Here is a 24,823-nt window from a genome sequence, read left to right as displayed (position 1 = left end):
CAATAAAATCGAACAAAGAACTCGAAATATTGCGCTATCACTGTTGGAAGAATCTGAATAAAGTGTACTGCATGCAAGGGACGCGTTGTCCTGATGTCACTGTCATAACGTAAGGAATTACCGATGAGCAAAGTATTGGTTCTCAAATCAAGCATCCTGGCGGGCTATTCTCAGTCGAATCAACTGGCCGATTTCTTCGTGGAACAGTGGGCCAACACCCACGGCAACGACACCATTACCGTCCGCGATCTGGCCGCGCAACCAATCCCGGTGCTTGACGGCGAACTGGTTGGCGCGCTGCGCCCTTCCGATACGCCACTGACGCCACGTCAGCAAGAAGCGCTGGCGTTGTCAGACGAACTGATTGCCGAGCTGCAGGCCAATGACACCATCGTTATGGCGGCGCCGATGTATAACTTCAACATCCCGACTCAGCTGAAAAACTATTTCGACCTGATTGCCCGCGCCGGCGTGACCTTCCGTTACACCGAAAACGGCCCGGAAGGCCTGGTGAAAGGCAAGCGCGCCATCATCCTGACCAGCCGCGGCGGCATTCATAAAGGCACCGCCACCGATTTGGTTGAACCTTATCTGCGTCTGTTCCTGGGCTTTATCGGCATTACCGACGTTGAGTTCGTGTTCGCCGAAGGTATCGCCTACGGCCCGGACGTCGCAACCAAAGCGCAGGCCGATGCCAAAGCCGTGCTGGCGCAGGTTGTTGCCGCCTGATGCTTATCGCAGGGGCAATATGCCCCTGCCGAACCTCACAGGTTTGCGTTAACGCCTGTCAAGGTTGTACTGCCCTCAAAATAATTCTCTATCGCGATTGCGCGCCAAACGGCGCGCTTTTTTATTTCTTCAACCACTGGCCATTAATGCCGCGCACATACTCCCCCGCGGGCGCACGCGTCACCAGCTTCTGCCCGGCCATGCGCGCCACTTCATCAATGGCGATATGGTTACCGTCCGCCACTTCCTGATATTTTAGGGTACGTCCGGCGTTAATGTTTTTCACCAAAGTCAGGGTTTCGGCGTCCTGTTTGACCGGCGCAATATAGCCGCTGAGCGTCTCGCCCACGCGGCCCTGCTGTTTGGCTTCATCAAGCGTCAGTGCCATCGCCATACCACTGAACAACCAGGCGGCCCCCATCAAGCCTAGATAACATTTTTTCATTTTTGTTTGGCTCCTAGAACAGACCGCTTTGGGTTTTCAGCAGATTATCGACGTCCTTATCCACCTTGATATGAATTTCATGTTCGATCTTCACGTTCATATTGATGGTAATCGGGTCTTTGGGCGTCGCGACCTCAATACGCGGCACGCAGCCGCTCAGTAATAAAGTGCCCAATATGGCGACCAGCAAGGGTCCGCTGATGATTTTCATGGTTGTTCCCCAGGTTTTGAGAGGGCCTGCTCAAGCCACTCCTGTAAATTGTCGCCAAAGCGCAGACTGCGCCATAGCTGAAACACGTTTTCCTGATGGGTATAATTCAGGATAACCTCACGTTTGGCGCTTTTCTGCGGGTTTACCCCGTCAATGCGCGCTTTTAGCGTCAGTTCGCCCAGATTATCGAGATCGACACTGGCCTGCGAACTGTTGATCTCCATGTAGCGCAACCAGTCAATCGCCGCACCGGTCGCCAGATTATTGCTGCCGATGGCATCGGCCATGTCCTTGTCCAGCCGCAGCGTCAGCATGCCGGCATTGGCGATCCATCCATTGCGCACCAACCATTTGGGGTGATTGAGGTACAGAGGCAGCTCGCCGTCGACCTTGCCGGACATGGCAAACTGCTTTGGCTTCAACGCGGTAAACAGCGCGCTGAGATCCACTTTATCCAGCTTCAGCACCGCAGCATCATGTTGCGGCATTCGCAACGCCGACAGGCTGATATGCCCATTCAGTGCATCCACGCCGACATTGCTCAGCGTTAACGGCGCAGGCTCGCTGTAGGGATAAAAGCCCTGAAGATCGGCAGTGATATTCTGCATTTCGAACAGGTTGCTGAATGACTTGATGCGCAACGTTACCGGCCGTTTGGCACCCAATTGCCACAAATGATTTTTGAATCGGTAGGACATGACAAAATCCAGACCGCTCATCTCACCGTCCTTCAGCCACATGCCGCCGTTGTTCACGACCCAGTGGCCACCGGCTTCAAAGCCCTGCACGCGAGCAGCCGAAAAAGCCGACTGAGCATAGAACTCGCCATCGCGCAGCGTGATATTGAGATCCGGCGAGATCAACGGCTGGAATACTTTCAGCGATTGCTTCGGCCACCAGCCTTCACCACGCATCCGTTCGCCGTCCCAGCGACCATGCAGCGCTATTGGCCCAATCTGCTCCGCCTGCAATTTGCCCCGCCACTGGAAGTTATCCGGCGTTGTGCCTTTAAGCTGTAGCGCCAGCACCGGCGCGGGTAAATGGCCACCGTCCGTAAAACTGACCTTGCCGGCCACCAATTGAACATCGGCATTGAACGCCGGGTTCTGCTCACCCCGCTGCCAGCGCAATGGCTGACCAAGGCTGAGACGCGGCGCATCCACCGTCACCAGGCCGTACTTCAGCTTGTCGAAACCGGTGGAAAGACGGTCGAGAACAATCGTCGTATCCTGCCAGCTGCCGCTGCCGGCAACGTCCCAGGCCGCCTGCAACGGCGGCAGCTGACCCTTTCCCCAATAGCGCCATTGCCAGTTGCCGTGATCCGGCCAAAAATCCTGTGCTTTACCGTCCAGATGCAGTTTAAAGCGACCCCAGTAGCTGTCGCTGGCGTTGATGATGGCCTGCAGGCGGCCGGTAATGCCGGCGGCGGTCACCTTGACGCCTGCCAACGGCAGGCGCGCTTCTTCCAGTTTCATTTCCGGCGAGGCGTTGCCCCACAGACGCAGCAACGACCCTGGCTGCAAGACCAGCGTCGGATTCAGGATAGTGCCACTGAGAATGCCGGGAATAGAGGCGGTCATGGAAAAATCGGCCAGGTTCGCCTGACCGGTTAGTTGGAAGCGCAGATCGCTGTCAATCAATCCGACCTTGCCCGGCCCCAGCGTCAACACTGCATTGCCTTTACCATTGTGACCTGCAGTGATGACATTCAAACGAGCGCTGATTTGGGTTTCATCCAGCCCCTTGCTCCAGTCGTGCAGTGCCACGCTCAGCCCACCCGTAAGCGGCTGCTGGCTGTAGGGCCAACGCCACTCTCCTTGATTGATGCTGACCTGCTGAGGGGTGATTTCCCAGGGTAACGTCACCAGCGGTTTATCGTCGCCCTTTTCCGTTAGCGTCAACACGCCTTGTTGCTGTTGCCAGCGCATATCGAGCAGTAACGGTTTTTCCAGATAGCCGGTTTGCATCTCGCCCTGCAACGCACCCTGCGCAGGCATGCTGTCCAAATCCAGTGGAATGGCAATCTTGCCGGTCAAATGCAGCGGTTGCGGGCTGTTGGGCGGAGTCAGCGTCAGGCTGTTCAGCGTCAGTTGTTGATGATCATCCAACACGGCTTCGGCGCTGAGGTTTTTCCCCTGATACTGCAGGCGTTGACCCCCGGCAGAAGCGTGCAATTGCAGTTTGCCGGCGTAGTGTTGCCACGGGATCACCGTGAAATCATTGATGGTGATATCCAGCAGCGGCAATTGTTTTTGCAGCCTGTCGAGCGCCAAAGGCGCGCTGTCCGTATCGCCGGCGGGCAATTTTGATAGACAGGCGCTATCAATGCTGAGTTTGTCGCCGATCAGTTGCCAGCGCCCCTGCCGATAAGCCAACCGGGTCGGCCCCATGGCGGCCAGCAAACAATCCTGCGCGGTAAATCGGGCGCCATCCAGTTGCAAGGCACCCTGCTGCCAACGCAGTTTGCCCTGCAAAACCAGCTGGCTGCCCTGTGGCAGCCAATGGGTCAGCACGCGCGGCAGCCAGCGCGGCAGGGTTTGCCACAGCGCCGACAGCAGGATCACAATCGCCGCCACAATCCCTATGAATACTTTCAATCGCTTAGTCATTAAATGATTGCTTCATTCCTGAGTTAGGCATTAATCCCCCAAACCGAACGCCGTGTAGGGCAAGTCTATGCTTGAATTGGCAATAATGATGGCACGAATTTGACATAGGGTGAAGCTGAGCTGAGTATCAGTAGACGATTCTTGCCTGTTAATTTCATCGCTGAACACTGCCGGGACTGTTTTGAACGTACGAGCGAAAATAGATGCATAGCAGAAAACAATTTAAGTCCCTCTGACGTCCCTGAGTGTAGTGGTCCTTGATTCACCACTTGCATAAAAAGCGGCCATGTGGACTGAGGGGGAGCGACAGACTGTTACAAATAACCTGGAAATTCTCGAGTAAACAGTCAACGTATACCTATTCGTAATAGCGAAACGATAATAAGTGAAACTTAAAAAGCTGACCATGAAGTATTATCAATCCTGACGAACAAAATTGACCTTCTCTGAAAACACCATTCACATATTGGAATAAGATGACTTAAAGTCTGCGGGTATTTGTTTATAACATGGATTGTATAACGTTCAAATTTTGTTCGAAACCTGTCAAATCGATCTTAATTCGCTGAGTCTTGGTTTTGAAACGGCTATCATAAGCTATCGTAACATTGCTCGCCCCCCGCATTACGGCGAGCATCAGCTCTGCCGCGGCTCCGTCAAAGCCATCCCTGCGATTACCCGTTACCGGTTTGCCCTGATCCACCGCAATGCTGGTTGATAACGACGGCTGATGGTCTTGCCCTATAATGATACGATAGCCGTGAACATTACGTACAATACGTAACTCGCCTGAAAACATTTCACATTGTTGTCTCTCTGCGTCACAACGCGCCAGCCATTGTCCTTGAGGCTGCGCCGAAGCATTCAGAGGCGAAAAAATGCCGCCGAGAAAAATAAGTAAATATTTAAACATAGATTTTCCGATAAAACTCCATTTCAGCATAGATAATATCATGTCGTGCAATCGCAGACAAACCAAGGGAATACATAAGTAAAACTCACCTAACAGGTTAAGAATATTACCCATAAGCCCGTTCTGACGCCCAAAAAAAACATTTCGCGGGACAATGTTTAATCAAAAAATCGGACTTTTGTTATTGCTGAAAAGCCTGCTCATTAATTAATATGCAACCATACTAATAATAAACATTTGAAGTATACTGAGAAGCCATTACCCCCACCCCCATGTGGGGTTTTTTTATTCTATCCTCATTTTCCCCAAGCAACTCAAACGAGAGAACGCGGTCCTGAACGCAAAACATGAAGCGTTCTGAGGGGTATTCCTCCTGGGCTCAGGATAGCTAACCAATTGTAGAATTTACTAAAATCTGTTAAATTTATCACAAAATCACGGTGGAGAAACCACGATGAAATTGGCGATATACAGCACCAAACAGTATGACCGTAAATATCTCGAACTGGTGAATCAACAGTTTGGCTATGAGCTGGAGTTCTTCGACTTCCTGCTCAGCAAGAAAACCGCTAAAACTGCCGCCGGTTGCAAAGCGGTATGCATTTTCGTCAATGACGACGGCAGCCGTGAAGTGCTTGAAGAGCTGGCGGCGTTGGGGGTTGAAATCCTGGCCCTGCGCTGCGCCGGTTTCAACAATGTGGACCTGGATGCCGCCAAAGAATTGGGCATCAACGTGGTACGCGTACCGGCTTATTCGCCGGAGGCCGTGGCGGAACACGCCGTAGGGATGATGATGTGCCTTAACCGCCGCATCCACCGCGCCTACCAACGCACCCGCGACGCCAACTTCTCGCTTGAGGGGTTGATCGGCTTCAACATGCATAATCGCACCGCCGGGGTGATTGGCACCGGTAAAATTGGTGTCGCAACCATGCGCATCCTGAAAGGGTTCGGCATGAAACTGTTGGCTTACGATCCTTACCCTAGTGCGCAGGCGCTGGAGTTGGGCGCAGAATATGTTGATCTGAAAACGCTGTACGCGCAATCAGACGTGATCACCCTGCACTGCCCGCTGACGCCGGAAAACCATCACCTGCTGAACACCGACGCCTTCGCCATGATGAGGGACGGCGTCATGATCATCAACACCAGCCGCGGCGGCCTGATCGACTCCTCGGCGGCGATTGACGCGTTGAAGCAACAAAAAATCGGCGCACTGGGGATGGACGTATATGAGAATGAACGCGATCTGTTCTTCGAAGACAAATCCAATGACGTGATTCAAGATGACGTATTCCGCCGTCTGTCAGCCTGTCATAACGTGTTGTTCACCGGTCACCAGGCTTTCCTGACGGAGGAGGCGCTGACCAGCATTTCGGAAACCACGCTGAAAAACGTCAACCAGTTGGAACGCGGGGAAAATTGCCCTAATCAGCTTAATGCCTGAATTGGCAGTGAGGAAACGCATGAAAAAGTGTCTGTCGGCGGCGTTAGCGGCGCTGTTATTAGCGGGATGTGGAATGAGTCAGAACAGTAAAACCGTTACGGAAAGCGACCTGTTACATCACAATTTCGTGCTGCAAAGCGTGGACGGCGTTGCGGTGAAGCCACAGCCCGGTATCGCCCCAAGTATTGAGTTCGGTGAAAAAATGCATGTTTCCGGCGCGATGTGTAACCGTTTCTTCGGCAGCGGCCAGTTGCAAAACGGTGTGCTGACGGTGAAAAACCTGGCCTCAACGCGCAAGCTGTGCACCGATGCGCAACGCAATCAGTGGGATCAGACGATCGGCGCAGTGCTGGGAAAAGGCGCAAAAGTCAGCCTCAACGCTCAGCAGTTAACGCTGAGCGACGGCGACCATACCTTGGTATACACCCTGCGAGATTGGGTGCAGTGAACCCTGTTGACCAGGTCGCTTAAGCGGCCTGGTGTTCTTTACTTCTTAGCCTGCGGTTGAGCAAGCCCCTTTACCCAAGGTCCACTCTTCACACTGTTTACCGTTCGGCATCTGGCACATTCTTACCGCTTCGCCGTTTAAATTATGAGCCACGGTAGTGACACCACCCACGCTGGCGCAGTTGGCGCTGGTCTGTAACGTATTGATTCTTGCGCTGTTACCCTGCTGAACTGGTTCTTCATTCTTGCTGCTGCATGCGGCCAAAAGCAGTACGGCGCCGGCAAGCAACCACGTTGATTTTTGCATTATTTTCACTCCTGAACCCGGAACTGCGCTGTGTAAAATCGCCATTGCTGATAACTCGCGTCACTTAATGCGGACACGTTCAGTTATCTTTGATGCAAACCCGTTTAATTTAGCCTGATAAATTAATTATGGAAATATATTCCTGCAATTATTTGGCGTTTATTTGAACAGAGTCGACATTATTTTCGTTACAGGATTTCTTTCCCTCTGATGCCAATCAGGCGTCAAAGGTCGGCGGCGTAACACGGCTTGCAGACAAAGGTGTTTCAATCGCGAGGGGCAGCGATCGCCGCATTCGAATTTTGCCGGCGAGTGAAGTCGTGTCGGTAGCCTTGGTCGGCTACGCAACCCTTGGCTATCGGTGTGGGCGCTATGGCGAACTTTGCGGTTACGGGTTAATGCCTTCATGACATTCAGGTTGCAGTTTCATTGGCCTGAACTGAAATTATCAGGATGGTGTAATCCCTTATTTTCCGTTATTTACGTCTAAATCATTCAGCCAGCGTCACTGAATGTCACGCCGGCTATTTTCACATTAAAATAACAATCAATGCGCCGCCGTTTTCGACAATAAATTAATCACCAGTACGCCGGCAATAATTAACCCCATGCCGATCACCGCCGGTAGATCCAGCTTTTGCTGATAGACAAATACGGCAGCTATCGACACCAGAACAATGCCCATACCCGACCAGATAGCATAGACAATCCCCAGCGGCATGGTTTTCACCACCATCGACAGCCCCCAGAAAGCCACGGCATAGCCCACGACAACCGCCAGCGATGGCCACAATCGGGTAAAACCTTCAGAGGCTTTCAACATGGTGGTGGCGATCACTTCAGCAACAATCGCCATGGTCAAATAGATAAATCCGCTCATCGTCTTTTCTTCTGTAAGTGAACATGTTCACCAGTATGGCGCGTCGTGAATAAATTGTCGTTAAACCACCCGATTAATTCTCCGTTTTAAAACGATTTTTATCGAAAATATTCCCTGCGTGCGCTTACTGCTGATTTTTCACCCGCCACACAAACGCGATAAAGAGCCAATATATCCCTCTGCTAGACTTTGTTAATTACTGCGAGAGGTAACTTTTGCAGCTTTTTGAGCAATGAAAGGTAAAGTCGATGATTACTACAGATGGTAATAATGCAGTCGCTTCCGTCGCCTATCGCACCAGCGAAGTGATTGCCATCTACCCGATCACCCCCAGTTCGACCATGGCGGAACAGGCAGATGCCTGGTCCGGCGACGGCCGCCCAAACATCTGGGGAGACGTGCCGCGCGTGATGGAAATGCAATCTGAAGGCGGAGCCATCGCCACGGTGCACGGTGCATTGCAAACCGGCGCGCTGTCCACCTCATTCACCTCATCGCAGGGCCTGCTGCTGATGATCCCGACGCTGTACAAACTGGCCGGTGAATTGACGCCGTTTGTATTGCATGTCGCCGCGCGCACCGTGGCGACCCATGCGCTGTCGATCTTTGGCGACCATTCCGACGTAATGGCCGTACGTCAGACCGGTTGCGCCATGCTGTGCGCCAGTAGCGTCCAGGAAGCGCAAGACTTTGCGCTGATTTCCCAAACCGCGTCCCTCAACAGTCGCCTGCCGTTTATTCATTTTTTTGATGGTTTCCGCACCTCGCACGAAATCAATAAAATCGTGCCGCTGGACGACGACGCCCTGCGCAAGATGCTGCCACAGGAGGCGATTGACGCCCACCGCAGCCGTGCGCTGTCGCCGGATCACCCGGTGGTGCGCGGCACTTCCGCTAACCCGGATACCTATTTCCAGTCGCGTGAAGCCACTAACCCCTGGTACGACAGTGCCTGCCAGCATGTGATTGATGCAATGGATAAATTTGCGCAGATCACCGGGCGAGCATATCAACCCTTTGAATATTACGGCCACCCGCAGGCCGAGCGTGTAGTGATCCTGATGGGTTCCGCGATCGGCACCTGCGAAGAGGCGATTGACGCCCTGTTGACGCGTGGCGAAAAGGTCGGCGTATTGAAAGTGCGGTTGTTCAGGCCCTTCTCCGCTCGGCACCTGCTCAGCGTGCTGCCGGAAAGCGTCAGGAAAATTGCCGTACTGGACCGCACCAAAGAGCCTGGCGCACTGGCGGAGCCGCTGTATCTGGATGTAATGACCGCGCTGGCAGAGGCTTTCAGCCGCGGTGAACGCGCGGACATGCCGATGGTGATCGGCGGCCGTTACGGTTTGTCTTCGAAGGAGTTCGGGCCGGACTGTGCGTTGGCGGTGTTCAACGAACTGCAACTTGCCAGGCCACGTCCGCGCTTCACCGTCGGTATTTTCGACGATGTGACCGGCCTTTCCCTGCCGCTCAGCGAAGAAATCCTGCCGCAGCGCGCTTCGCTGGAGGCGTTATTCTATGGCCTGGGCAGCGACGGCTCCGTCTCAGCCACCAAGAACAACATCAAAATCATCGGCAACAGCACACCGATGTACGCACAAGGGTATTTTGTCTACGACTCCAAAAAGGCCGGCGGCCTGACGGTTTCCCACCTGCGCGTCAGCGAACAGCCGATCAATTCGGCCTATCTGGTCAGCCGCGCCGATTTCGTCGGTTGCCATCAACTGCAGTTTATCGATACCTACCAGATGGCGGAACGCCTAAAACCCGGCGGCATCTTCCTGCTTAATACGCCATACGGTGCCGAAGAGGCGTGGTCACGGCTACCGCAGGACGTTCAGGCGGTGCTGCTACAGCGCCAGGCCCGCTTCTATATTATCAACGCGGCAAAACTGGCGCGCGAGTGCCGGCTCGGCGCGCGCATCAATACCGTGATGCAGATGGCGTTTTTCCAACTCACGCAAATTCTGCCGGGTGACGTGGCATTGCAGCAGCTGCGGGACGCTATCGCCCGCAGCTACAGCAGCAAAGGCCAGGAGATCGTCGAACGCAACTGGCAGGCGCTGGATGCCACGCTTGATGCACTGATTGAGATCCCGCTTCAACCGGTCGACGCCGGCAGCCCGCTGCGCCCGCCGGTAGTCTCGGATGCCGCCCCCGATTTTGTCAAAACCGTTACCGCCGCGATGCTGGCCGGGCTGGGCGATGCACTGCCGGTCTCGGCCTTCCCACCTGACGGAACCTGGCCGGTCGGCACTACCCAATGGGAAAAACGCAATATCGCCGAGGCGATCCCGCTCTGGCAGCCGGATCTCTGCACCCAGTGTAACCACTGCGTCGCCGCTTGCCCGCACTCCGCCATTCGTGCCAAAGTGGTGCAACCGCAGGCGATGGAGCACGCCCCCGCCAGCTTGCAGTCGCTGGATGTCAAAGCGCGCGATATGCGCGGCCAGAAGTATGTGCTGCAGGTCGCGCCGGAAGATTGTACCGGCTGTAACCTGTGCGTAGAGGTATGTCCGGCCAAAGATCGCCAGAACCCGGACATCAAGGCGATCAACATGGCTTCGCGGCTCGATAATCTCGAGGTGGAAAAGCAGCATTACGATTTCTTCCTGCAATTGCCGGAGATCGACCCGGCGCAGATTGAGCGCATCGATATCCGCACTTCGCAGCTGATCTCGCCGCTGTTCGAATATTCCGGCGCCTGTTCGGGCTGCGGCGAGACGCCGTACATCAAGCTGCTGACCCAGCTCTACGGCGATCGACTGCTGATTGCCAATGCCACCGGATGTTCATCTATTTACGGCGGCAATCTGCCGACCACACCTTATACCACCAACGCCGAAGGCCGCGGCCCGGCGTGGGCCAACTCGCTGTTCGAAGATAACGCCGAATTTGGTCTGGGTTTCAGGTTGACGGTCGATCAGCATCGGAATCGTGTACTGCGGTTGCTGAATACGCTCTCGCCGCAACTGCCGGAACCGTTGGTCAACGCTTTGCAAATGCAAGACATCGCGCCGGAACCGCGCCGCAAACAGATCGCTGAACTGCGTGGCCTGCTGGCGCAGATCGAGGGTAACGACGCTCGCCAACTGGCGACCGACGCCGATTATCTGGTGGATAAATCCATCTGGCTGATTGGCGGCGACGGCTGGGCCTACGATATCGGTTTCGGCGGTTTGGATCACGTCCTCAGCCTGACCGAGAACGTCAACGTGTTGGTGCTGGATACCCAGTGTTACTCCAACACCGGCGGGCAACAGTCGAAAGCCACGCCGCTCGGTGCGGTGACCAAGTTCGGCGAGCACGGCAAACGCAAGGCACGCAAGGATTTGGGCGTCAGTATGATGATGTACGGCCATGTCTATGTGGCGCAGATTTCGCTGGGGGCACAGCTCAACCAGACGGTGAAGGCCATTCAGGAGGCGGAGGCCTATCCGGGCCCGTCACTGATTATCGCCTACAGCCCGTGCGAGGAGCACGGTTATGATTTGGCGCTTAGCCACGATCAGATGAAACAGTTGACCGCCGCCGGTTTCTGGCCGCTGTACCGTTTCGATCCACGCCGCGCCGACCAGGGTAAACCCGCGCTGGCGCTGGATTCGCGGCCGCCAAACAGCGAACTGACCGAAACCCTGCTCAAAGAGCAGCGCTTCCGCCGCCTGAACTCGCAGCAACCGGAGGTCGCCAGCGCGTTGTACCAGGCCGCAGAGAAAGAACTGAAAGAGAAGTACGATTTCCTCAGTCTGTTGGCCGGCAAGACGGAAAAATCGTCCGCCGAGTAAATAACCCTTCAGGGCGCGACCGGTTCGCGCCCTGCTTCCAACCAGCTTTGCCGCTGTGCCTCTTTTACCGCGCCGCGTACGTAGCTTTCTTTTCCCTGCCATTGCGCAACATCGAACTGCGCCTTCTCAATCACTGGGAGGTAACGATCTGTTTTCATTTGCCTATCCGCTTGAATCAATAGCGGTACGATGCGTACCCCAACCCGATCCAGGCTTGGATAGGGCCATTTCCGCCCTGCATCAGCGTAAGGTGCCATAAAGTCCAACGCCGCCAGCAACGAACTGCCTTGCGCAGAGCGGTAATGCCACAAATCCATGCCCTGCCGTTGTGCCACCCCAGCCATCAGCACCAACGCCTGCAGATTGAAATAGCTGTAATGGAACGAACGGGTGCGCAATAACTCTTGCGGTTGCGAACCGTTAACGGCGAGTTGGAAATCAAGCTTACTCTGCGTCAGCTTCGCCATCTCCCGCACCACGTCATCACGCCCGAGCCAGGCGGCAATCCCCGCCACCTGAATGGCGTACCAACTGCCGTGGTTATTCTTCGCGGCGGCTTCCTGTTTACCGGCGGGGCTGTGCAGCAGCCAATCGAGGTAGCGGCCAAACCATTGCCGCGTCCGACTTTCATCGTCCAGTGTCCAGCCTGGCGTCTGGCGCAACAACAGCAGGCTGTCGACAATGCGGGTGGCGAAATAACGCCCGTCCAGAATGCCGTTACCGCGGCCATTATTGCGCCCCGGAATGCCCTGAGCGTAGTTAAGGTTCGGGTTCATCCGCGTTTGCGGGTTGATAAACCAGGCGCGGATCAACGCGATCGCCCTGTCGCTATAGCGTTGTTGCCCAGAGAAATAGCCCGCCAACGTCAAAATCTGTACCCGCTGGGTGAACTCCGCCAACCGCACGCCATCACTCTGTTCATTTTTACTGGCCGGGTTCACAAGCCCATCGCGGCGCACCCAGGGCAACCCGTTCGCTTTGCCGGCATCCGGCCACCAGTAGGCACCGAGACTCAGGTAATCGTGCTTGTCGCCGCTGGGGGGAGTCAAACCTTTGTCGGTGACGCTAAGCAGCGGCTTTTGCAGCGCCTTGTCGGCATCATGCAGCAGGCGCCGATAGTCAACGTCGCCGCTAAGATGCGCTTTTATCTGTAACAACCGGGATTGCTGCAAGAAAATGCAGCACTCTGCGGCATTAGCCGCGAACGATGCAAAACAAAGCAATAAGCCAGCCTGCAAGAATTTACGCATAACCCCCCGGCCATATGACCTCGTATACAGACTCGCCCTTGGGATAACGCCCGGCAAACCGGCAATATGTCAGGCGTGAAGTTCGGCCACGGTCATGGTGAAGACCAATTTCCCCTCACCCCGATTTGAATAATGATGCGGCGCATCGGTGCTGGCGACGGCAGAAGAACCTTCAGGAATAGTCATCTCGGTACTCCCCACCTTCAGATTGAGAACGCCCTGCTCAACATGCAGCAGCTCGAAGGTGCCTTGAGGATGGCCCGTCGAAGCAAACAGCTCATCAGGAAACATCTCCCAGCGCCACAGCTCAATCATATTCGGCCCACGCGTCCCTGCCAGCAAACGGGCCGTTCCGCCTGAATCCCCTGTCCATAATGTAGGTATATCTTTTTTATCGATAAGGTAAGCGGAGGGCGCATCGGTGACATTAACGATATCAGCGACAGAAAGGCCCAGCGCCGCCGCTATTTTGCACAATATGGCTATGCTCGGGTTAGCTGCACCCTTCTCGATTTCTACCAGCATCCCTTTGCTGACGCCGGCCCTGCGTGATAACTCATCAAGCGTCAATTTCTTGTTTTTACGATGCTGTTTGATAGTGCTTGAAACCGCTTCATTGACGGTTTGAATGTCCGCGCCGTGCTCGGTCGATATATTGACTTTATTGGTCATTAGTCATTACCATGAAATAAATTAGTCATTATAGGATTATCAGATGTTTTCAGTTATTCCGTCAATCGATCCCAAAGTTTCCTCCGTGGCACCCGGCTTCAGAGCCTTAAGCATTGCCGTTGAAGCAGCCCCCATTACCAATCCGAGGATTGCCGGCCAGGCTTTGGAACAGGCTTGTCATTCGATTTCTGCGGGTGACGCGCCTTGGGCCGAGGCTCATCTTGCCGCCTGGGGAGAGGTATTTAAAGGATTCGGCGCCAAACCCAAACGCACCCCTTGTTCCGCAGAAGCTTTGCGCAAACGGGTCATGCGAGACGGTTCATTACCCAGTATTGATCCCGTTGTTGATCTTTATAATGCCATCAGCATTCGGTATGCCATTCCCGTTGGCGGGGAAAATATTGAAGCCTATATCGGGCAACCCAGATTGATGGTTGCCGATGGAAGCGAGCTGTTTGATACGATGAAAGACGGTGAGGTTACGCATGAATCGCCGGAACCGGGGGAAGTCGTCTGGCGTGACGATCTGGGGGTGACCTGCCGTCGTTGGAACTGGCGACAGGGGGTAAGAACCCGGCTGAGTGCGGACGCCGGCAAGATGTGGTTTATTCTGGAAAGCCTGCCGGCCATGCCGTTACAGGCGCTGTATGATGCCGGTGAGGAATTGATCAATGGGTTGCATCAGATGATGCCGGGGGTAAAAACCGAGCAGACACTGATTGGTTTCGATCTGGCTGAAGAGCATCAAACAAAGTAAAAAAGACGCTTTCTATCAACCCCACTTAACCGGACGTTTAAGGCTGTCCCGCTCGAGTTAGACACACATTTGCAGGATTATTCGGCTCCAGATGAACTACCTTATGCTATCGAAGATTTCGGAAAAAAATTTGGCGTTGATGTTTCAAAAATGGACATGACCCATTACTGCCCCATAATAAAAAACCCTCTACTAAAGCGATTAATAAAAGGGTCAGAAATCAGGGAAGCAATAGCGTCTAACCGCCCACCGTTCACTGTCAGAATGTTCGCTGAATCAGCCAAGGCCGGACGCTGGCTTTACGATTAACAATGCCGGGAGCCTCCCCGGCATTTCCTCAGCATACCTTGCATGCAGAGAACACTAACGGATCACCGAACCCATACCGCCGGTATTCAACCAACGAGTTGTACGGCATAGACACCTGGCGGCAAGCACCAACATCAACTCCAGTTCGATACACCTTCAGCGCGCCGGCCACTGCCTCAGGGGAATTCAGCACCAGCGCAGCGTTACTGGTCACATTCTGGAAGTATTCACCGGGTTCTGTCATAGCGTTTACATTTCATTTTTATGCCGCGCGCGGCCAAAGGTGAGCAAAAATCCTCCTATTCTCTGTCGTCGATCGGGGCTCGCTGGAATGCTGCTGTAAAACTCGCTGGCATTCGTCGTCGTAATCCGTACCATACGCGACATACTTTTGCCTGCGGGTTGCTTCAGCGGGCGCGAACCTATTGCAAACCAGATGGGGCATGATATGCACAAAGGGCCTTCAAGGCCTAAGGTGCGAAGCGGGGAGAAATGAATACTGACCCAAATAGCCTGTTGAATGCTAAACTCTCGGTCTACATGTCATGCCCCCATAGTGCCCCCCATTGAAAACGAGCACGATTTAAATGTCAGAAAAACAAACCGTTAGTCAAAAAGAGCAATACAACCTCAACAAATTGCAAAAGCGCCTGCGTCGCAACGTGGGCCAGGCGATCGCCGATTTCAACATGATTGAAGAAGGCGACCGCATCATGGTCTGCCTGTCCGGTGGCAAAGACAGCTACACCATGCTGGAAATCCTGCGCAACCTGCAGCAAAGCGCGCCAGTGAACTTCTCGCTGGTTGCAGTCAACCTCGACCAGAAACAACCGGGCTTCCCCGAGCATATTCTGCCGGCTTATCTGGAAAACCTGGGGGTGGAATACAAGATTGTCGAGGAAAACACCTACAGCATCGTCAAAGACAAGATCCCTGAAGGCAAAACCACCTGCTCACTGTGTTCTCGCCTGCGCCGCGGCATTCTTTACCGCACCGCCACCGAACTGGGCGCGACCAAGATTGCCCTCGGCCACCATCGCGACGACATTCTGCAAACGCTGTTCCTCAATATGTTCTACGGCGGCAAGCTGAAAGGCATGCCACCCAAGCTGATGAGCGACGATGGCAAGCACGTGGTGATCCGTCCGCTGGCCTATTGCCGCGAAAAAGACATCGAGCGTTTCTCGGTAGCTAAAGCATTCCCCATTATTCCGTGTAACCTGTGCGGTTCACAGCCAAACCTGCAGCGTCAGGTAATTGGCGACATGCTGCGCGACTGGGATAAACGCTATCCGGGCCGACTGGAAACCATGTTCAGCGCAATGCAAAATGTGGTGCCGTCACATCTAAGCGATTACAATCTTTTTGATTTCAAAGAGATTCACCACGGCAGCGAAGTGGTTGACGGTGGCGATCTGGCTTTCGATCGTGAAGATATTCCGATGCAACCGGTCGGCTGGCAGCCAGAAGATGCGGATGAAGCCGCTCCCGCGCTGGAGCGTTTAAACGTTCTCGAAATCAAATAAACCGCTGTGCCGCCCGTTTTCTGCGGGCGGCATTTCTGCCCGCCGACAGTTTTCGATCCTGCTCACAATTCCAGCATAATTTATCGGACAGTGCCGTCTTTACCCTATACTGTGTATTTATACAGTCACAAGGAGATTGCCGATGAACATTACCCCCTGCGTATCCCACGTATCCCTGGGCACCAATCATTTCGATGCCGCCGCCGAATTTTACGATAGCACGCTATCCGCATTAGGTTGTCGACGAGTGCTGGAGCACCCTGGCGCAATTGGCTATGGCCGTGATTACCCGGAATTCTGGTTGCAGGTACCGATCGACAACCAACCCGCAGCTACCGGTAACGGTATGCACGTAGGTTTTTTCGCTACCAGCAAACAGCAGGTCGATGATTTTTACCGGCTGGCGCTGCAGGCCGGCGCGAAAGATGAAGGAGCCCCAGGATCACGACCACACTATGGTGAAGCCTATTACGGGTGCTTTGTGCGCGATCTGGATGGGCATAAAATCGAGGCCAGTTTCTGGGACGAAAGCGCGGCCTGAGGGCGGTAAACTGCAGACAAAAAAATGCCGGTGGTTAGACCGGCATTGTATGAATCAATGTGCTATGCAGTAATTCTAAATAATAAGAAAGTAAGACAATTATGGAGCGCAACGCCCATCGCTTGACGTTGCATTCACCTGCGAGAGAGATCATGCCCCATTTCCCCGAGGCAAAAGTTGATATCGCTCAATGTTAACCGGGTTTTCACGCTTTTTTGGCTACAGCCAACGGCTGCGTTTCAGCCACCAGGCCACACCGAGCACCAGTCCCGTCAGCATCAGGCAAAAGGTGGCGAAGCCAAAAGGATTGCCTCCACCGGGAATACCGCCCAGGTTAACGCCGAACAATCCGGTCAAAAACGTGGTGGGCAAGAACACCATTGCCAGTAGCGACATGGTGTAAGTGCGGCGGTTCATGGCATCGGCCATCACGGTGGTAATTTCATCGGAAAGAATCGCGGTGCGCGCAATGCTGCCATCCAGATCGTCCAGACCGCGCCCCAGACGGTCGGCAACATCTTGCATGCGGCGTCGGTCGTCATCGTTCATCCAGGGTAATCTCTCGCTCGCCAGCCGGGAAAAAACGTCGCGCTGCGGCGCCATGTAGCGGCGCAACACAATCAGCTGTTTGCGGATCAGTGCCAATTGCCCGCGCTCCGGAATTTGCTGCTCCAAAAGCGCATCTTCCAAATCGATGATCTTATCGTGCAGATCCTCTATAAAATCACTGGTGTGATCGTTCAAGGCATCGGCAACTTCCACCAACCAGTTTCCGCTGTTGGTTGGCCCAGTACCGCTTTGCAGATCGCTCACCACCTGGTCGATGGAGTACACCTTACGATGTCGGGTAGAGACGATCAGTTTATCGGTCATATAAACGCGAATGGTCACCAGTTGATCCGGCCGCGAGTTGGCGTTGAAATTAATACTGCGCAACGTGATCATGGTGCCGTCGCCCAGGCGGCTGACCCGTGGACGTGAGCTTTCCCCTGATAACGCTTCTCTTACCGCATCCGGTAACAACGGGGTAGTATTCAGCCATTCAGCGCTGGCCGGGTGCGCATAATCCAGATGCAGCCAGCAAGGCTCATCGCAGGTGATTTTATCATCGTAGTCAATCGATGTTACGCCACCCTTGCCATCGAGCTGGTAAGCATACACCGCATCAGGAACCTGTAACTCGCGCCCCTCAATGACATCCATTCCTTATCCCCTTCGCTTTTCAGTTACATCAGAGTCTAGCGTTAATGCTTTGCGACTCAAAGATAAAGCCACTCGATGGTTACCCCTGTCCCGCACCTTATGCGCTAACATGGGTGAATAATGCCCAACTTTCAGCCCGGTCCTCCATGAAATGCACATCGCCGTTACTGCTGGCTTCTGTTTTGACACTTGCTCCGGTGCCATTTTACCCACTGCTTGCCGCAGATAATTCACTCGAGGGCATCGCCGATGCCTATCGGCTCAAGCTCGACGACTCGGCAGGTAATTTGCCTTACTACGTCGTAAAATCCCACGGGCGCACGCCGCACGCCGCTTTAATCGTGTTGCACGGTCACCCCAGAGACGCAGGAAAAACGCTGGCAGCGGCCCTGAAGGCGGCCCAACGGGCAGATAAAACCGACGACACTTTACTGGTTGCACCGCTCTATCCGGTTCCCACCGCGCAGGCCAGGCGCTGCCATTCGCCCGGTGTTCCTGCGGCGCAGACGGGAGATGCATTGTGGAGTTGCAGTTCCTGGATCGAAGGTGGGTTGGATTTACAGTCAAAAGTCAGCTCATTTGCCGCGCTTGACCAATTGATCGCCGAACTGAAAATCAAATGGCCGCAGTTACGGCAGGTCACTGTCGCTGGGTTTTCCGCCGGCGCGCAGTTCGTGCAGCATTATGTCGGGTTTGCGGAATCGCCCACCGGCATGAGCGTGCGTTATGTCGTTTCCGACCCCGGCAGTTGGCTTTACTTTGATCGCTTTCGTCCACGGCCGGTTGTCGACTGGCGCAGCTGTAGTCAGGAAAAAGGCTGCGACTTTACCTGGACGGAAGTGACCGATGACTCATGCCCAACCCTAAATCGCTGGAAATACGGTATTGAAAATATCCCCGGGTTTCATGGTCTAACCCGCGAAACAGTGCGCCAACGCTATGCCGCGGCGAACATCGCCTATATTGAGGGCGAAAAAGATACCGGGCGCGCGCCCGGCACCTTCTACAAGATACTCGATAAATCCTGCGCTGCGCAGGCTCAGGGCCCCTACCGTCTGCAACGCGGTATCGCCTATGCGGCTTACGATCGGCGTTTTATCGCCCCGCGAGCCAAGCGTCGGTTACTGATCGTCCCCGGCTGCGCGCACGACGTGTCTTGCATATTTCCTTCCTCTGTTGCGCGCAGCGCGCTGTTTGATATCCAGACAGGAAAATAACAATCCGAGCGAAAAGCATGTCATTAATTGGATGGCTTTATTAAAAAATAATTAATTAGCTAATAAATATCTTGCAAGCGATAAATTTACGCTCACTACCTACAGGAATGTAAACATAAAGAGATTGAAATAAATTAACCACCCCCTTCCCGCCAAGCCCCGAATAAGTCTGAAAACAAAAAATCAACACATTGAACTTAAAGGAAAAGACAACGAAAACCCCTTTAGGAATTTTTTTACCCATGTAAATTAAGCTGAAGAATTTTACAAAAAAAATTACTGTGCAACACTGTAATACACTAGCAGACAAAAATTCTCAAAAACTTACATATCAAGGTAAATAATGAGCAGCCTAAAGGAACAAATAGAGCGTAATGGCTTTGTTGTCATCCGTGACCTATTCTCTCCCGAAGAGATGAAACGTATGCAATCATCAATTGATGCCTTTTTCGAACAAAAAGGGGTTACGTATCGCTATGGATTAACTCAACCTAACATCGCTGTAGAAGAAGAAGAGTTTTCCTGGGTTTTCTCGCACCCTAAGGTTTTGGATGCCTATAGAGCGGTATTCGGACAAGAAGATTTTGTTTTTACTTCACATGCAGATATTCATCACAATATGGGGTTTGGCTGGCATAAAGACGATGGTAAAGGGGCCTATTTTACAACGCCATATTTCACGCCAGAGTGTCGCGTCTATAAAATGGGCGTTTATATGAATGACCATTCGACGGATGGCAGCGGGCTTTCTGTTCGTGTTGGGTCCCATATGATTGATAATCTTACCGATGGCGAGTCGGTATCTTTGGCTACCAAGCCCGGTGATGTCGTAATTTTCGATGTCAGAATCACCCATGCTGGTAAAGAATATGATGTCGTGGAAAGGGGGCTGCTCAAAGTCGGTCGCATGCTCGGCGATCAGAATGGAAAGTCAAAAGTGGGCCGGCGCGTGAGAGATATTTATTGCGGGTTGAAAAATGGTAAACCTAAACGAAGTTTCTTCTTCACCTTTGGAGCCCCAAATACTTATACCTATGATTTTTCCAGAGAGAATATGAAACGACAGATCGCACAATCAGGCCGAAACATGTACATTTTATCTGAAAAACTGTCTGATGAACTTACTATTCAAGGCGTAGAAACGCTTCGATTTGAAAAGGGTCTATAACTTACTTTTGGCCGACATTCGTCGGCTATTCTTCACAAAATAAATAGATGTGTTGCAGAAAAATGCCCCTTTTTTATGTGATTTTTCATCTAATTCTTTACGTGAAATCTTCGCCTTTCATTGCCGTTGGCGCGTATGTTTCCTGCAGCATGCACGATGGACTCGATATGCTCCCTGCGTAAAAAATGGCCCACGTATTGGTTTGATTAAGTAAACCGTTAAAAAACTGCCCGAGGATGATATCCCTCCCTTGTCATTAGGCAGGCATCATTCATTTCGTTTTTCGCGCTGACTCTCTCTATGAAAAAGCCCCAACTTCATGAAATTGGGGCTTTTTGTATTGTCTGCTAAGTACTGTCGTTTAGTGCTGCAAAATATACATCGTCTGGCTGTAAGCCACGTCTTCCGGATTGGTGATCGGGTAGCCTTTTACCCAAGGCTTGATCAGGCGACCGTTGGTGTACTGGTAAATTGGCGCGATCGGCGCCTGTTCCGCGATGATCTGTTCCGCTTTATTGTAATCCGCCGTCAGAGCCTTTGCGTTGGTTTCCCGGCTGGCCTGCGCCAGCAGATTGTCATACCTGGCGCTCTTGAATTTGGCGATGTTGCCGCTGTGAGAGGAACTCAACAACGACAGGAAGGTCGATGCCTCGTTGTAATCGCCCACCCAGGAGGCGCGCACTACGTCGAAGTTGCCGGTGTTACGGCTGTCGATGTAGGTTTTCCATTCCTGGTTTTGCAGCTTGACGTCAATACCGAGCGTTTTCTTCCACATCGATGCCACGGCAATCGCAATTTTCTGATGGCTTTCAGAGGTGTTGTACAACAATGTCAGCTTCAACGGGTTATTTGGACCGTAGCCGGCAGCCTGCATCAGCGCCTTGGCTTGCGCATTCAGTTCCGCCTGCGATTGCTGCTGCATCAGGCTCACTTCCGGTTTGAACCCGGCGGTGACGTCCGGCGTAAAGTGATAGGCCGGCTTCTCGCCGGTACCCAGCACTTTTTCGGCGATAATTTTACGGTCGATTGCATACGACAGTGCTTTGCGCACGCGCACATCGTTGGTCGGCGCACGTTGGGTATTGAAGGCGTAATAATAGGTACCGAGCTGATCCGGGGTATAAACCTGGTCCGGGATATCTTTCAGCAACTTCTGGTACATGTTTTTCGGGAAGGACTCAGTGATATCAATGTCGCCGGCCAGATAGCGCTTGGTGGCATTGGACTCCTGGTTGATCGGCACAAAGGTCACTTTGGTCAGCACGGTATGAGCGTGATCCCAGTAATGTTCATTTGGCGTCAGCACCAGTTTCTCGTTGACCACTCGCTCCTGCAGTTTGAACGCACCATTGCCCACCAGGTTGCCGACTTTGGTCCAGTCATTGCCGAATTTCTCCACTACCGACCGGTTCACCGGGAACAGGCTGAAGTTGGCGGTCAGGCTGACAAAATAGGGTACCGGTTTGTTCAGCTGCACTTTAAAAGTGTAATCGTCCAACGCCGTTACGCCCAGCTTGTCGGCAGGCAGCTTGCCGGCGATGATCTCGTCGGCGTTCTGAATGCCGGCCAGTTGGGCGAACCAGGCGAAAGGCGACAGGTTTTTCGGCTCGACCAGGCGTTGCCAGCTATAAACGAAGTCTTTTGCCGTTACAGGGTCACCGTTTGACCAGCGCGCATCTTTGCGCAACGTGAAGATATAGGTTTGGTTATCGGACGTCTGCCAACGGGTGGCGACGCCAGGGATCACCTTACCCTTGGCATCCTGGTTCACCAGCCCCTCGAACAGATCGCGTGCCAGTTGCGCCTCCGGCAAGCCCACTGCCTTGATCGGATCCAGCGAAGCCGGCTCATCTTTAATATGGCGAACAATTTCCTGCCTTTCCGCCAGAGTGGTGCCTGGGGGAACCTGCGCCGCCATCGCGCTGCTTAATCCTGCGCCAATAGCCACTGCACACAACGCAAAACGAAAACCTTGCTGAATTTTTCTTCCCGTCATTCTGATTCATCCCCGTTAACCATCTGAATTTTTTATCATATAGCACAAGATCCCTCTCACCTATAGTCCAGGGCGGACAAGATGCAAAAACTGAGGGGCCGGCAATAAAAAATGCCCGTGCGACAGCGTCGACACGGGCATTTTTGTCTCAGATGTGATTAGTCGTAAAGGTGAATGCTGTTGATGCGGTAACTGAACTCTTCACCCTCTTCCTCGTCGAAAATGGTGAAAAAGCTTTGTTCGGCGAGCGGTTTAGAATAAATATCGGTCTTCTGCATCTGGCGCGACTCGGCATCGTCATAACCATAGTCGAGATAGAAGGTGTTTTTCTGGTAGTCAACGTGCAGGGTAAAGGGATAGTTGGACTCATCGCCGCGCCCATCGTCATTCTTCACCACGCCGAACCATTCCCCCTGACGGATCTGGTTTTCCTCATCCACGCCGCACAGCAGCGTGATGGTATCCTTTTCATTTTCGCTATAGCTGGCAACTATTCTGGCTACTGGCATGTTAAATCCCCTGCTTGGTTATTGGGTTAGCTTTGCCGATAGTATAACAACAGCGAAATGACCGGCGCGGTTTTATTGTTGCCTGCGCCAACGCACAGCTCACATATCAGGCAACGGTGAAACGATTGCTCTGGGAAAGATGAACCAAAGCGTAATACACTGAATAAAATGATAATGACTCTCGACGTTTAACCCAGGGACAACACCATGATCCAGCATCGACCGCGCAGTGAACGTGGCCAATTGGCCGTTGCAGGAGAGAATTACGGCAGTTCGCTGTTAGGCGCGCCGCTGCTCTATTTCCCCGCAGCCATCAGCGGCCCGGAAACCGGGCTGATCATCGCCGGTACCCACGGTGACGAGGGGGCCGCTATCGTCACCCTTTCTTGCGCGTTACGCAGCATTGCGCCAAACCGGCTGCGCCATCACGTGGTGTTGGCGGTCAATCCCGACGGGTGCCAACTGGGGTTGCGCGCCAATGCCAACGGCGTTGACCTGAACCGTAACTTCCCCGCCGCCAACTGGCGCTCCGGCGATACGGTCTATCGTTGGAACAGCGCGGCGGAAGCGCGGGACGTCAAGCTGTCAACCGGCGGCCGCCCCGGTTCGGAACCGGAAACCCAGGCGCTGTGTCACCTGATTCATCGACTGAAACCGCGCTGGGTGGTGTCGTTTCATGAACCCTTGGCCTGCATTGAAGATCCCGCCAGTTCCCAGCTCGGTGTCTGGCTTTCACATAAGTTTGCCTTGCCGCTGGTCACCAGCGTGGGTTACGAAACGCCGGGTTCGTTCGGCAGTTGGTGCGCCGATTTGTCGCTGCCTTGCATTACCGCCGAGTTCCCGCCAATTTCCGCCGATGCCGCCAGCGAGAGCTACCTCGATGCGATGGTAGAATTGCTGACCTACCAGGATTAATTCTGCCGCGGGGCGAGATTGATCGCCCCATAGTCGAAATCCAGCCCCGCATCAACGTCCCGTGCCAGCCAGGTTGGGCCATCCAAATCCACAAAGCGCGCTCCCGGAGCCAGCGGTAACGCCGCGTTGATTGCCCGTGAAGTACACAACATGCAGCCGAGCATAATGGCAAACCCCTGCTCCCGCGCCTGCGCTGCCAACGCGAGCGCTTCCGTCAGGCCGCCGGTTTTATCCAGTTTGATATTGACCATCTGATAGCGGCCGATAAGCGCCGGCAGATCGCTGCGGGTGTGGCAGCTTTCATCGGCACAAATCGGTAGCGGGTGGATAAAGTTCTCCAGCGCGCCGTCTTCGGCGGCAGGCAGAGGCTGTTCCAACATCGCCACGTCCAGATCCGCCAACAGTTGACAACGCGCCGCCAACCCCTCCGCCTGCCAGGATTCGTTGGCATCGACGATCAGCGTCGCATTCGGCACCGCTGCGCGGATAGCCACCAGTCGTTCGCTGATCAGGTGATTATCCAGCTTGATTTTCAACAGACGTGCGCCCTGCTGGTCGAGCTCGCGCGCAGCGAACGCCATTGCCTCCGGCGAGCCGATGCTGACGGTTTGTGCCATCAGGATGCGTTCCGGCTCCATGACACCGCTGCGCTGCCAGCGGCTTTGGCCACTGAGACGACACTCCAGATCCCATAGCGCCGAATCCACCGCATTACGCGCCGCGCCCGCCGGCATCAGAGACTGCAACTGCTCACGCGTGACTCCCCGCTCGATAGCCGGCGCCACCTCGGCCAGTTGCGCCAGCACCGAGGCTTCGCTTTCGCCATAACGTGCATATGGCGTACATTCGCCGATACCGCGCACACCCTGCAGTTCAATCTCGACCACCACGACTTTCGCTTCGGTGCGGCTGCCGCGGGCAATAACAAAAGCGGTATGCAATGGCCAGGCTTCTGGGTAAAAACGCATGCTTCTCATAACGGCTCCTGAG

At 53.8% G+C, this 24,823-nt stretch carries 23 protein-coding genes and 1 pseudogene; 12 read left to right on the top strand and 12 right to left on the bottom strand.

The window, feature by feature from the left end:
• Positions 1 to 123: 123 nt before the first annotated feature.
• On the top strand, positions 124 to 729 hold the full coding sequence (gene azoR / locus V2S86_RS06435; RefSeq protein ID WP_006319569.1) for an FMN-dependent NADH-azoreductase: 606 nt from the start codon (positions 124 to 126) through the stop codon (positions 727 to 729).
• A gap of 121 nt (positions 730 to 850) precedes the next feature.
• On the opposite strand, the gene V2S86_RS06430 is transcribed toward azoR, so the two are convergent.
• The 4 genes from V2S86_RS06430 to V2S86_RS06415 all read right to left on the bottom strand — a co-directional run bounded on the left by V2S86_RS06430 (position 851) and on the right by V2S86_RS06415 (position 4,937).
• The gene (locus V2S86_RS06430) at positions 851 to 1,174 is read right to left on the bottom strand and encodes a YdbL family protein (protein ID WP_006319568.1); all 324 of its coding nucleotides are present in this window, start codon (positions 1,172 to 1,174) and stop codon (positions 851 to 853) included.
• A 13-nt stretch (positions 1,175 to 1,187) separates the two neighbouring features.
• Positions 1,188 to 1,385 (bottom strand): YnbE family lipoprotein, encoded by a 198-nt coding sequence (locus V2S86_RS06425; protein WP_330761706.1) that lies wholly within the window; start codon positions 1,383 to 1,385, stop codon positions 1,188 to 1,190.
• Positions 1,382 to 3,994, bottom strand: a complete 2,613-nt coding sequence (locus tag V2S86_RS06420; RefSeq protein WP_330761705.1) for a YdbH family protein — start codon at positions 3,992 to 3,994, stop codon at positions 1,382 to 1,384. The genes V2S86_RS06425 and V2S86_RS06420 overlap by 4 nt, the downstream gene beginning before the upstream one ends.
• Positions 3,995 to 4,496: 502 nt before the next feature.
• The gene (locus V2S86_RS06415) at positions 4,497 to 4,937 is read right to left on the bottom strand and encodes a hypothetical protein (protein ID WP_330761704.1); all 441 of its coding nucleotides are present in this window, start codon (positions 4,935 to 4,937) and stop codon (positions 4,497 to 4,499) included.
• Positions 4,938 to 5,361: 424 nt separating this feature from the next.
• Between V2S86_RS06415 and V2S86_RS06410 the strand changes: the two genes are divergently transcribed.
• Both V2S86_RS06410 and hslJ read left to right on the top strand, forming a co-directional pair.
• Positions 5,362 to 6,354, top strand: a complete 993-nt coding sequence (locus V2S86_RS06410) for a 2-hydroxyacid dehydrogenase (protein WP_330761703.1) — start codon at positions 5,362 to 5,364, stop codon at positions 6,352 to 6,354.
• A 19-nt stretch (positions 6,355 to 6,373) separates the two neighbouring features.
• Positions 6,374 to 6,802 (top strand): heat shock protein HslJ, encoded by a 429-nt coding sequence (hslJ, locus tag V2S86_RS06405; RefSeq protein WP_330761702.1) that lies wholly within the window; start codon positions 6,374 to 6,376, stop codon positions 6,800 to 6,802.
• A gap of 45 nt (positions 6,803 to 6,847) precedes the next feature.
• Here hslJ and V2S86_RS06400 read toward each other — a convergent pair whose 3' ends face one another.
• Both V2S86_RS06400 and V2S86_RS06395 read right to left on the bottom strand, forming a co-directional pair.
• Positions 6,848 to 7,108, bottom strand: coding sequence for a DUF333 domain-containing protein (locus tag V2S86_RS06400; protein ID WP_311992462.1), 261 nt, complete (start codon positions 7,106 to 7,108; stop codon positions 6,848 to 6,850).
• Between the two features lie 547 nt (positions 7,109 to 7,655).
• A complete protein-coding gene (locus V2S86_RS06395) occupies positions 7,656 to 7,988 on the bottom strand; it encodes an SMR family transporter (protein ID WP_330761701.1) in 333 nt (110 codons plus the stop codon).
• 248 nt (positions 7,989 to 8,236) lie between these two features.
• Between V2S86_RS06395 and nifJ the strand changes: the two genes are divergently transcribed.
• On the top strand, positions 8,237 to 11,770 hold the full coding sequence (gene nifJ, locus V2S86_RS06390; RefSeq protein WP_330761700.1) for a pyruvate:ferredoxin (flavodoxin) oxidoreductase: 3,534 nt from the start codon (positions 8,237 to 8,239) through the stop codon (positions 11,768 to 11,770).
• Positions 11,771 to 11,778: 8 nt separating this feature from the next.
• On the opposite strand, the gene V2S86_RS06385 is transcribed toward nifJ, so the two are convergent.
• Both V2S86_RS06385 and V2S86_RS06380 read right to left on the bottom strand, forming a co-directional pair.
• On the bottom strand, positions 11,779 to 13,020 hold the full coding sequence (locus tag V2S86_RS06385; RefSeq protein WP_330761699.1) for an alginate lyase family protein: 1,242 nt from the start codon (positions 13,018 to 13,020) through the stop codon (positions 11,779 to 11,781).
• A gap of 69 nt (positions 13,021 to 13,089) precedes the next feature.
• A complete protein-coding gene (locus V2S86_RS06380) occupies positions 13,090 to 13,692 on the bottom strand; it encodes a helix-turn-helix domain-containing protein (protein WP_330761698.1) in 603 nt (200 codons plus the stop codon).
• A gap of 43 nt (positions 13,693 to 13,735) precedes the next feature.
• On the opposite strand from V2S86_RS06380, the gene V2S86_RS06375 reads away from it, so the two are divergent.
• The 5 genes and pseudogenes from V2S86_RS06375 (at position 13,736) to V2S86_RS06360 (ending at position 16,825) form a co-directional block, all read left to right on the top strand.
• Entirely contained in the window at positions 13,736 to 14,449 is a 714-nt protein-coding gene (locus V2S86_RS06375; RefSeq protein ID WP_330761697.1) for a B3/B4 domain-containing protein, read from the top strand.
• A 69-nt stretch (positions 14,450 to 14,518) separates the two neighbouring features.
• A complete protein-coding gene (locus tag V2S86_RS06370) occupies positions 14,519 to 14,758 on the top strand; it encodes a DUF1493 family protein (protein WP_442996150.1) in 240 nt (79 codons plus the stop codon).
• Between the two features lie 246 nt (positions 14,759 to 15,004).
• A pseudogene (locus tag V2S86_RS25455) lies at positions 15,005 to 15,328 on the top strand (site-specific integrase); the annotation flags it as partial.
• Between the two features lie 17 nt (positions 15,329 to 15,345).
• Positions 15,346 to 16,284: a tRNA 2-thiocytidine(32) synthetase TtcA gene (gene ttcA / locus V2S86_RS06365; RefSeq protein WP_330761696.1), complete on the top strand. Its 939-nt coding sequence runs from the start codon at positions 15,346 to 15,348 to the stop codon at positions 16,282 to 16,284.
• A 142-nt stretch (positions 16,285 to 16,426) separates the two neighbouring features.
• A complete protein-coding gene (locus V2S86_RS06360; protein ID WP_006319557.1) occupies positions 16,427 to 16,825 on the top strand; it encodes a VOC family protein in 399 nt (132 codons plus the stop codon).
• Positions 16,826 to 17,044: 219 nt separating this feature from the next.
• Here V2S86_RS06360 and zntB read toward each other — a convergent pair whose 3' ends face one another.
• Complete coding sequence (zntB, locus tag V2S86_RS06355; protein WP_330761695.1) at positions 17,045 to 18,028, bottom strand: zinc transporter ZntB; 984 nt, start codon at positions 18,026 to 18,028, stop codon at positions 17,045 to 17,047.
• A gap of 146 nt (positions 18,029 to 18,174) precedes the next feature.
• On the opposite strand from zntB, the gene V2S86_RS06350 reads away from it, so the two are divergent.
• Both V2S86_RS06350 and V2S86_RS06345 read left to right on the top strand, forming a co-directional pair.
• On the top strand, positions 18,175 to 19,245 hold the full coding sequence (locus V2S86_RS06350; RefSeq protein ID WP_330761694.1) for a hypothetical protein: 1,071 nt from the start codon (positions 18,175 to 18,177) through the stop codon (positions 19,243 to 19,245).
• A gap of 343 nt (positions 19,246 to 19,588) precedes the next feature.
• Complete coding sequence (locus V2S86_RS06345) at positions 19,589 to 20,413, top strand: phytanoyl-CoA dioxygenase family protein (RefSeq protein ID WP_330761693.1); 825 nt, start codon at positions 19,589 to 19,591, stop codon at positions 20,411 to 20,413.
• Between the two features lie 361 nt (positions 20,414 to 20,774).
• Here V2S86_RS06345 and V2S86_RS06340 read toward each other — a convergent pair whose 3' ends face one another.
• Together V2S86_RS06340 and V2S86_RS06335 are read right to left on the bottom strand one after the other, a co-directional pair.
• Entirely contained in the window at positions 20,775 to 22,409 is a 1,635-nt protein-coding gene (locus tag V2S86_RS06340; protein WP_330761692.1) for a peptide ABC transporter substrate-binding protein, read from the bottom strand.
• 158 nt (positions 22,410 to 22,567) lie between these two features.
• Positions 22,568 to 22,918 (bottom strand): hypothetical protein, encoded by a 351-nt coding sequence (locus V2S86_RS06335; protein ID WP_004945080.1) that lies wholly within the window; start codon positions 22,916 to 22,918, stop codon positions 22,568 to 22,570.
• Between the two features lie 207 nt (positions 22,919 to 23,125).
• On the opposite strand from V2S86_RS06335, the gene mpaA reads away from it, so the two are divergent.
• Positions 23,126 to 23,833 carry a murein tripeptide amidase MpaA gene (gene mpaA, locus V2S86_RS06330; protein ID WP_311992452.1) on the top strand — a complete coding sequence of 236 codons (708 nt, stop codon included), beginning with the start codon at positions 23,126 to 23,128 and terminating at the stop codon, positions 23,831 to 23,833.
• Here the strand turns inward: mpaA and ycjG are convergent.
• Complete coding sequence (gene ycjG / locus V2S86_RS06325; protein ID WP_330761691.1) at positions 23,830 to 24,810, bottom strand: L-Ala-D/L-Glu epimerase; 981 nt, start codon at positions 24,808 to 24,810, stop codon at positions 23,830 to 23,832. The genes mpaA and ycjG overlap by 4 nt on opposite strands.
• Positions 24,811 to 24,823: the final 13 nt, after the last annotated feature.

Origin of the sequence: Serratia sp. C2(1) (genome assembly GCF_036352655.1) — a bacterium.
In the GTDB taxonomy this organism is placed as follows: Bacteria; Pseudomonadota; Gammaproteobacteria; order Enterobacterales; family Enterobacteriaceae; genus Serratia; species Serratia inhibens.
Note: the sequence above shows the minus strand (reverse complement) of the source record. Positions and strands in the feature narration are given on the sequence as shown.

Coding starts and splice junctions, on each gene's coding strand:
- azoR (WP_006319569.1), top strand. CDS start 124: ATGAGCAAAGTATTGGTTCTCAAATCAAGCATCCTGGCGGGCTATTCT.
- V2S86_RS06430 (WP_006319568.1), bottom strand. CDS start 1,174: ATGAAAAAATGTTATCTAGGCTTGATGGGGGCCGCCTGGTTGTTCAGT.
- V2S86_RS06425 (WP_330761706.1), bottom strand. CDS start 1,385: ATGAAAATCATCAGCGGACCCTTGCTGGTCGCCATATTGGGCACTTTA.
- V2S86_RS06420 (WP_330761705.1), bottom strand. CDS start 3,994: ATGACTAAGCGATTGAAAGTATTCATAGGGATTGTGGCGGCGATTGTG.
- V2S86_RS06415 (WP_330761704.1), bottom strand. CDS start 4,937: ATGCTGAAATGGAGTTTTATCGGAAAATCTATGTTTAAATATTTACTT.
- V2S86_RS06410 (WP_330761703.1), top strand. CDS start 5,362: ATGAAATTGGCGATATACAGCACCAAACAGTATGACCGTAAATATCTC.
- hslJ (WP_330761702.1), top strand. CDS start 6,374: ATGAAAAAGTGTCTGTCGGCGGCGTTAGCGGCGCTGTTATTAGCGGGA.
- V2S86_RS06400 (WP_311992462.1), bottom strand. CDS start 7,108: ATGCAAAAATCAACGTGGTTGCTTGCCGGCGCCGTACTGCTTTTGGCC.
- V2S86_RS06395 (WP_330761701.1), bottom strand. CDS start 7,988: ATGAGCGGATTTATCTATTTGACCATGGCGATTGTTGCTGAAGTGATC.
- nifJ (WP_330761700.1), top strand. CDS start 8,237: ATGATTACTACAGATGGTAATAATGCAGTCGCTTCCGTCGCCTATCGC.
- V2S86_RS06385 (WP_330761699.1), bottom strand. CDS start 13,020: ATGCGTAAATTCTTGCAGGCTGGCTTATTGCTTTGTTTTGCATCGTTC.
- V2S86_RS06380 (WP_330761698.1), bottom strand. CDS start 13,692: ATGACCAATAAAGTCAATATATCGACCGAGCACGGCGCGGACATTCAA.
- V2S86_RS06375 (WP_330761697.1), top strand. CDS start 13,736: ATGTTTTCAGTTATTCCGTCAATCGATCCCAAAGTTTCCTCCGTGGCA.
- ttcA (WP_330761696.1), top strand. CDS start 15,346: ATGTCAGAAAAACAAACCGTTAGTCAAAAAGAGCAATACAACCTCAAC.
- V2S86_RS06360 (WP_006319557.1), top strand. CDS start 16,427: ATGAACATTACCCCCTGCGTATCCCACGTATCCCTGGGCACCAATCAT.
- zntB (WP_330761695.1), bottom strand. CDS start 18,028: ATGGATGTCATTGAGGGGCGCGAGTTACAGGTTCCTGATGCGGTGTAT.
- V2S86_RS06350 (WP_330761694.1), top strand. CDS start 18,175: ATGAAATGCACATCGCCGTTACTGCTGGCTTCTGTTTTGACACTTGCT.
- V2S86_RS06345 (WP_330761693.1), top strand. CDS start 19,589: ATGAGCAGCCTAAAGGAACAAATAGAGCGTAATGGCTTTGTTGTCATC.
- V2S86_RS06340 (WP_330761692.1), bottom strand. CDS start 22,409: ATGACGGGAAGAAAAATTCAGCAAGGTTTTCGTTTTGCGTTGTGTGCA.
- V2S86_RS06335 (WP_004945080.1), bottom strand. CDS start 22,918: ATGCCAGTAGCCAGAATAGTTGCCAGCTATAGCGAAAATGAAAAGGAT.
- mpaA (WP_311992452.1), top strand. CDS start 23,126: ATGATCCAGCATCGACCGCGCAGTGAACGTGGCCAATTGGCCGTTGCA.
- ycjG (WP_330761691.1), bottom strand. CDS start 24,810: ATGAGAAGCATGCGTTTTTACCCAGAAGCCTGGCCATTGCATACCGCT.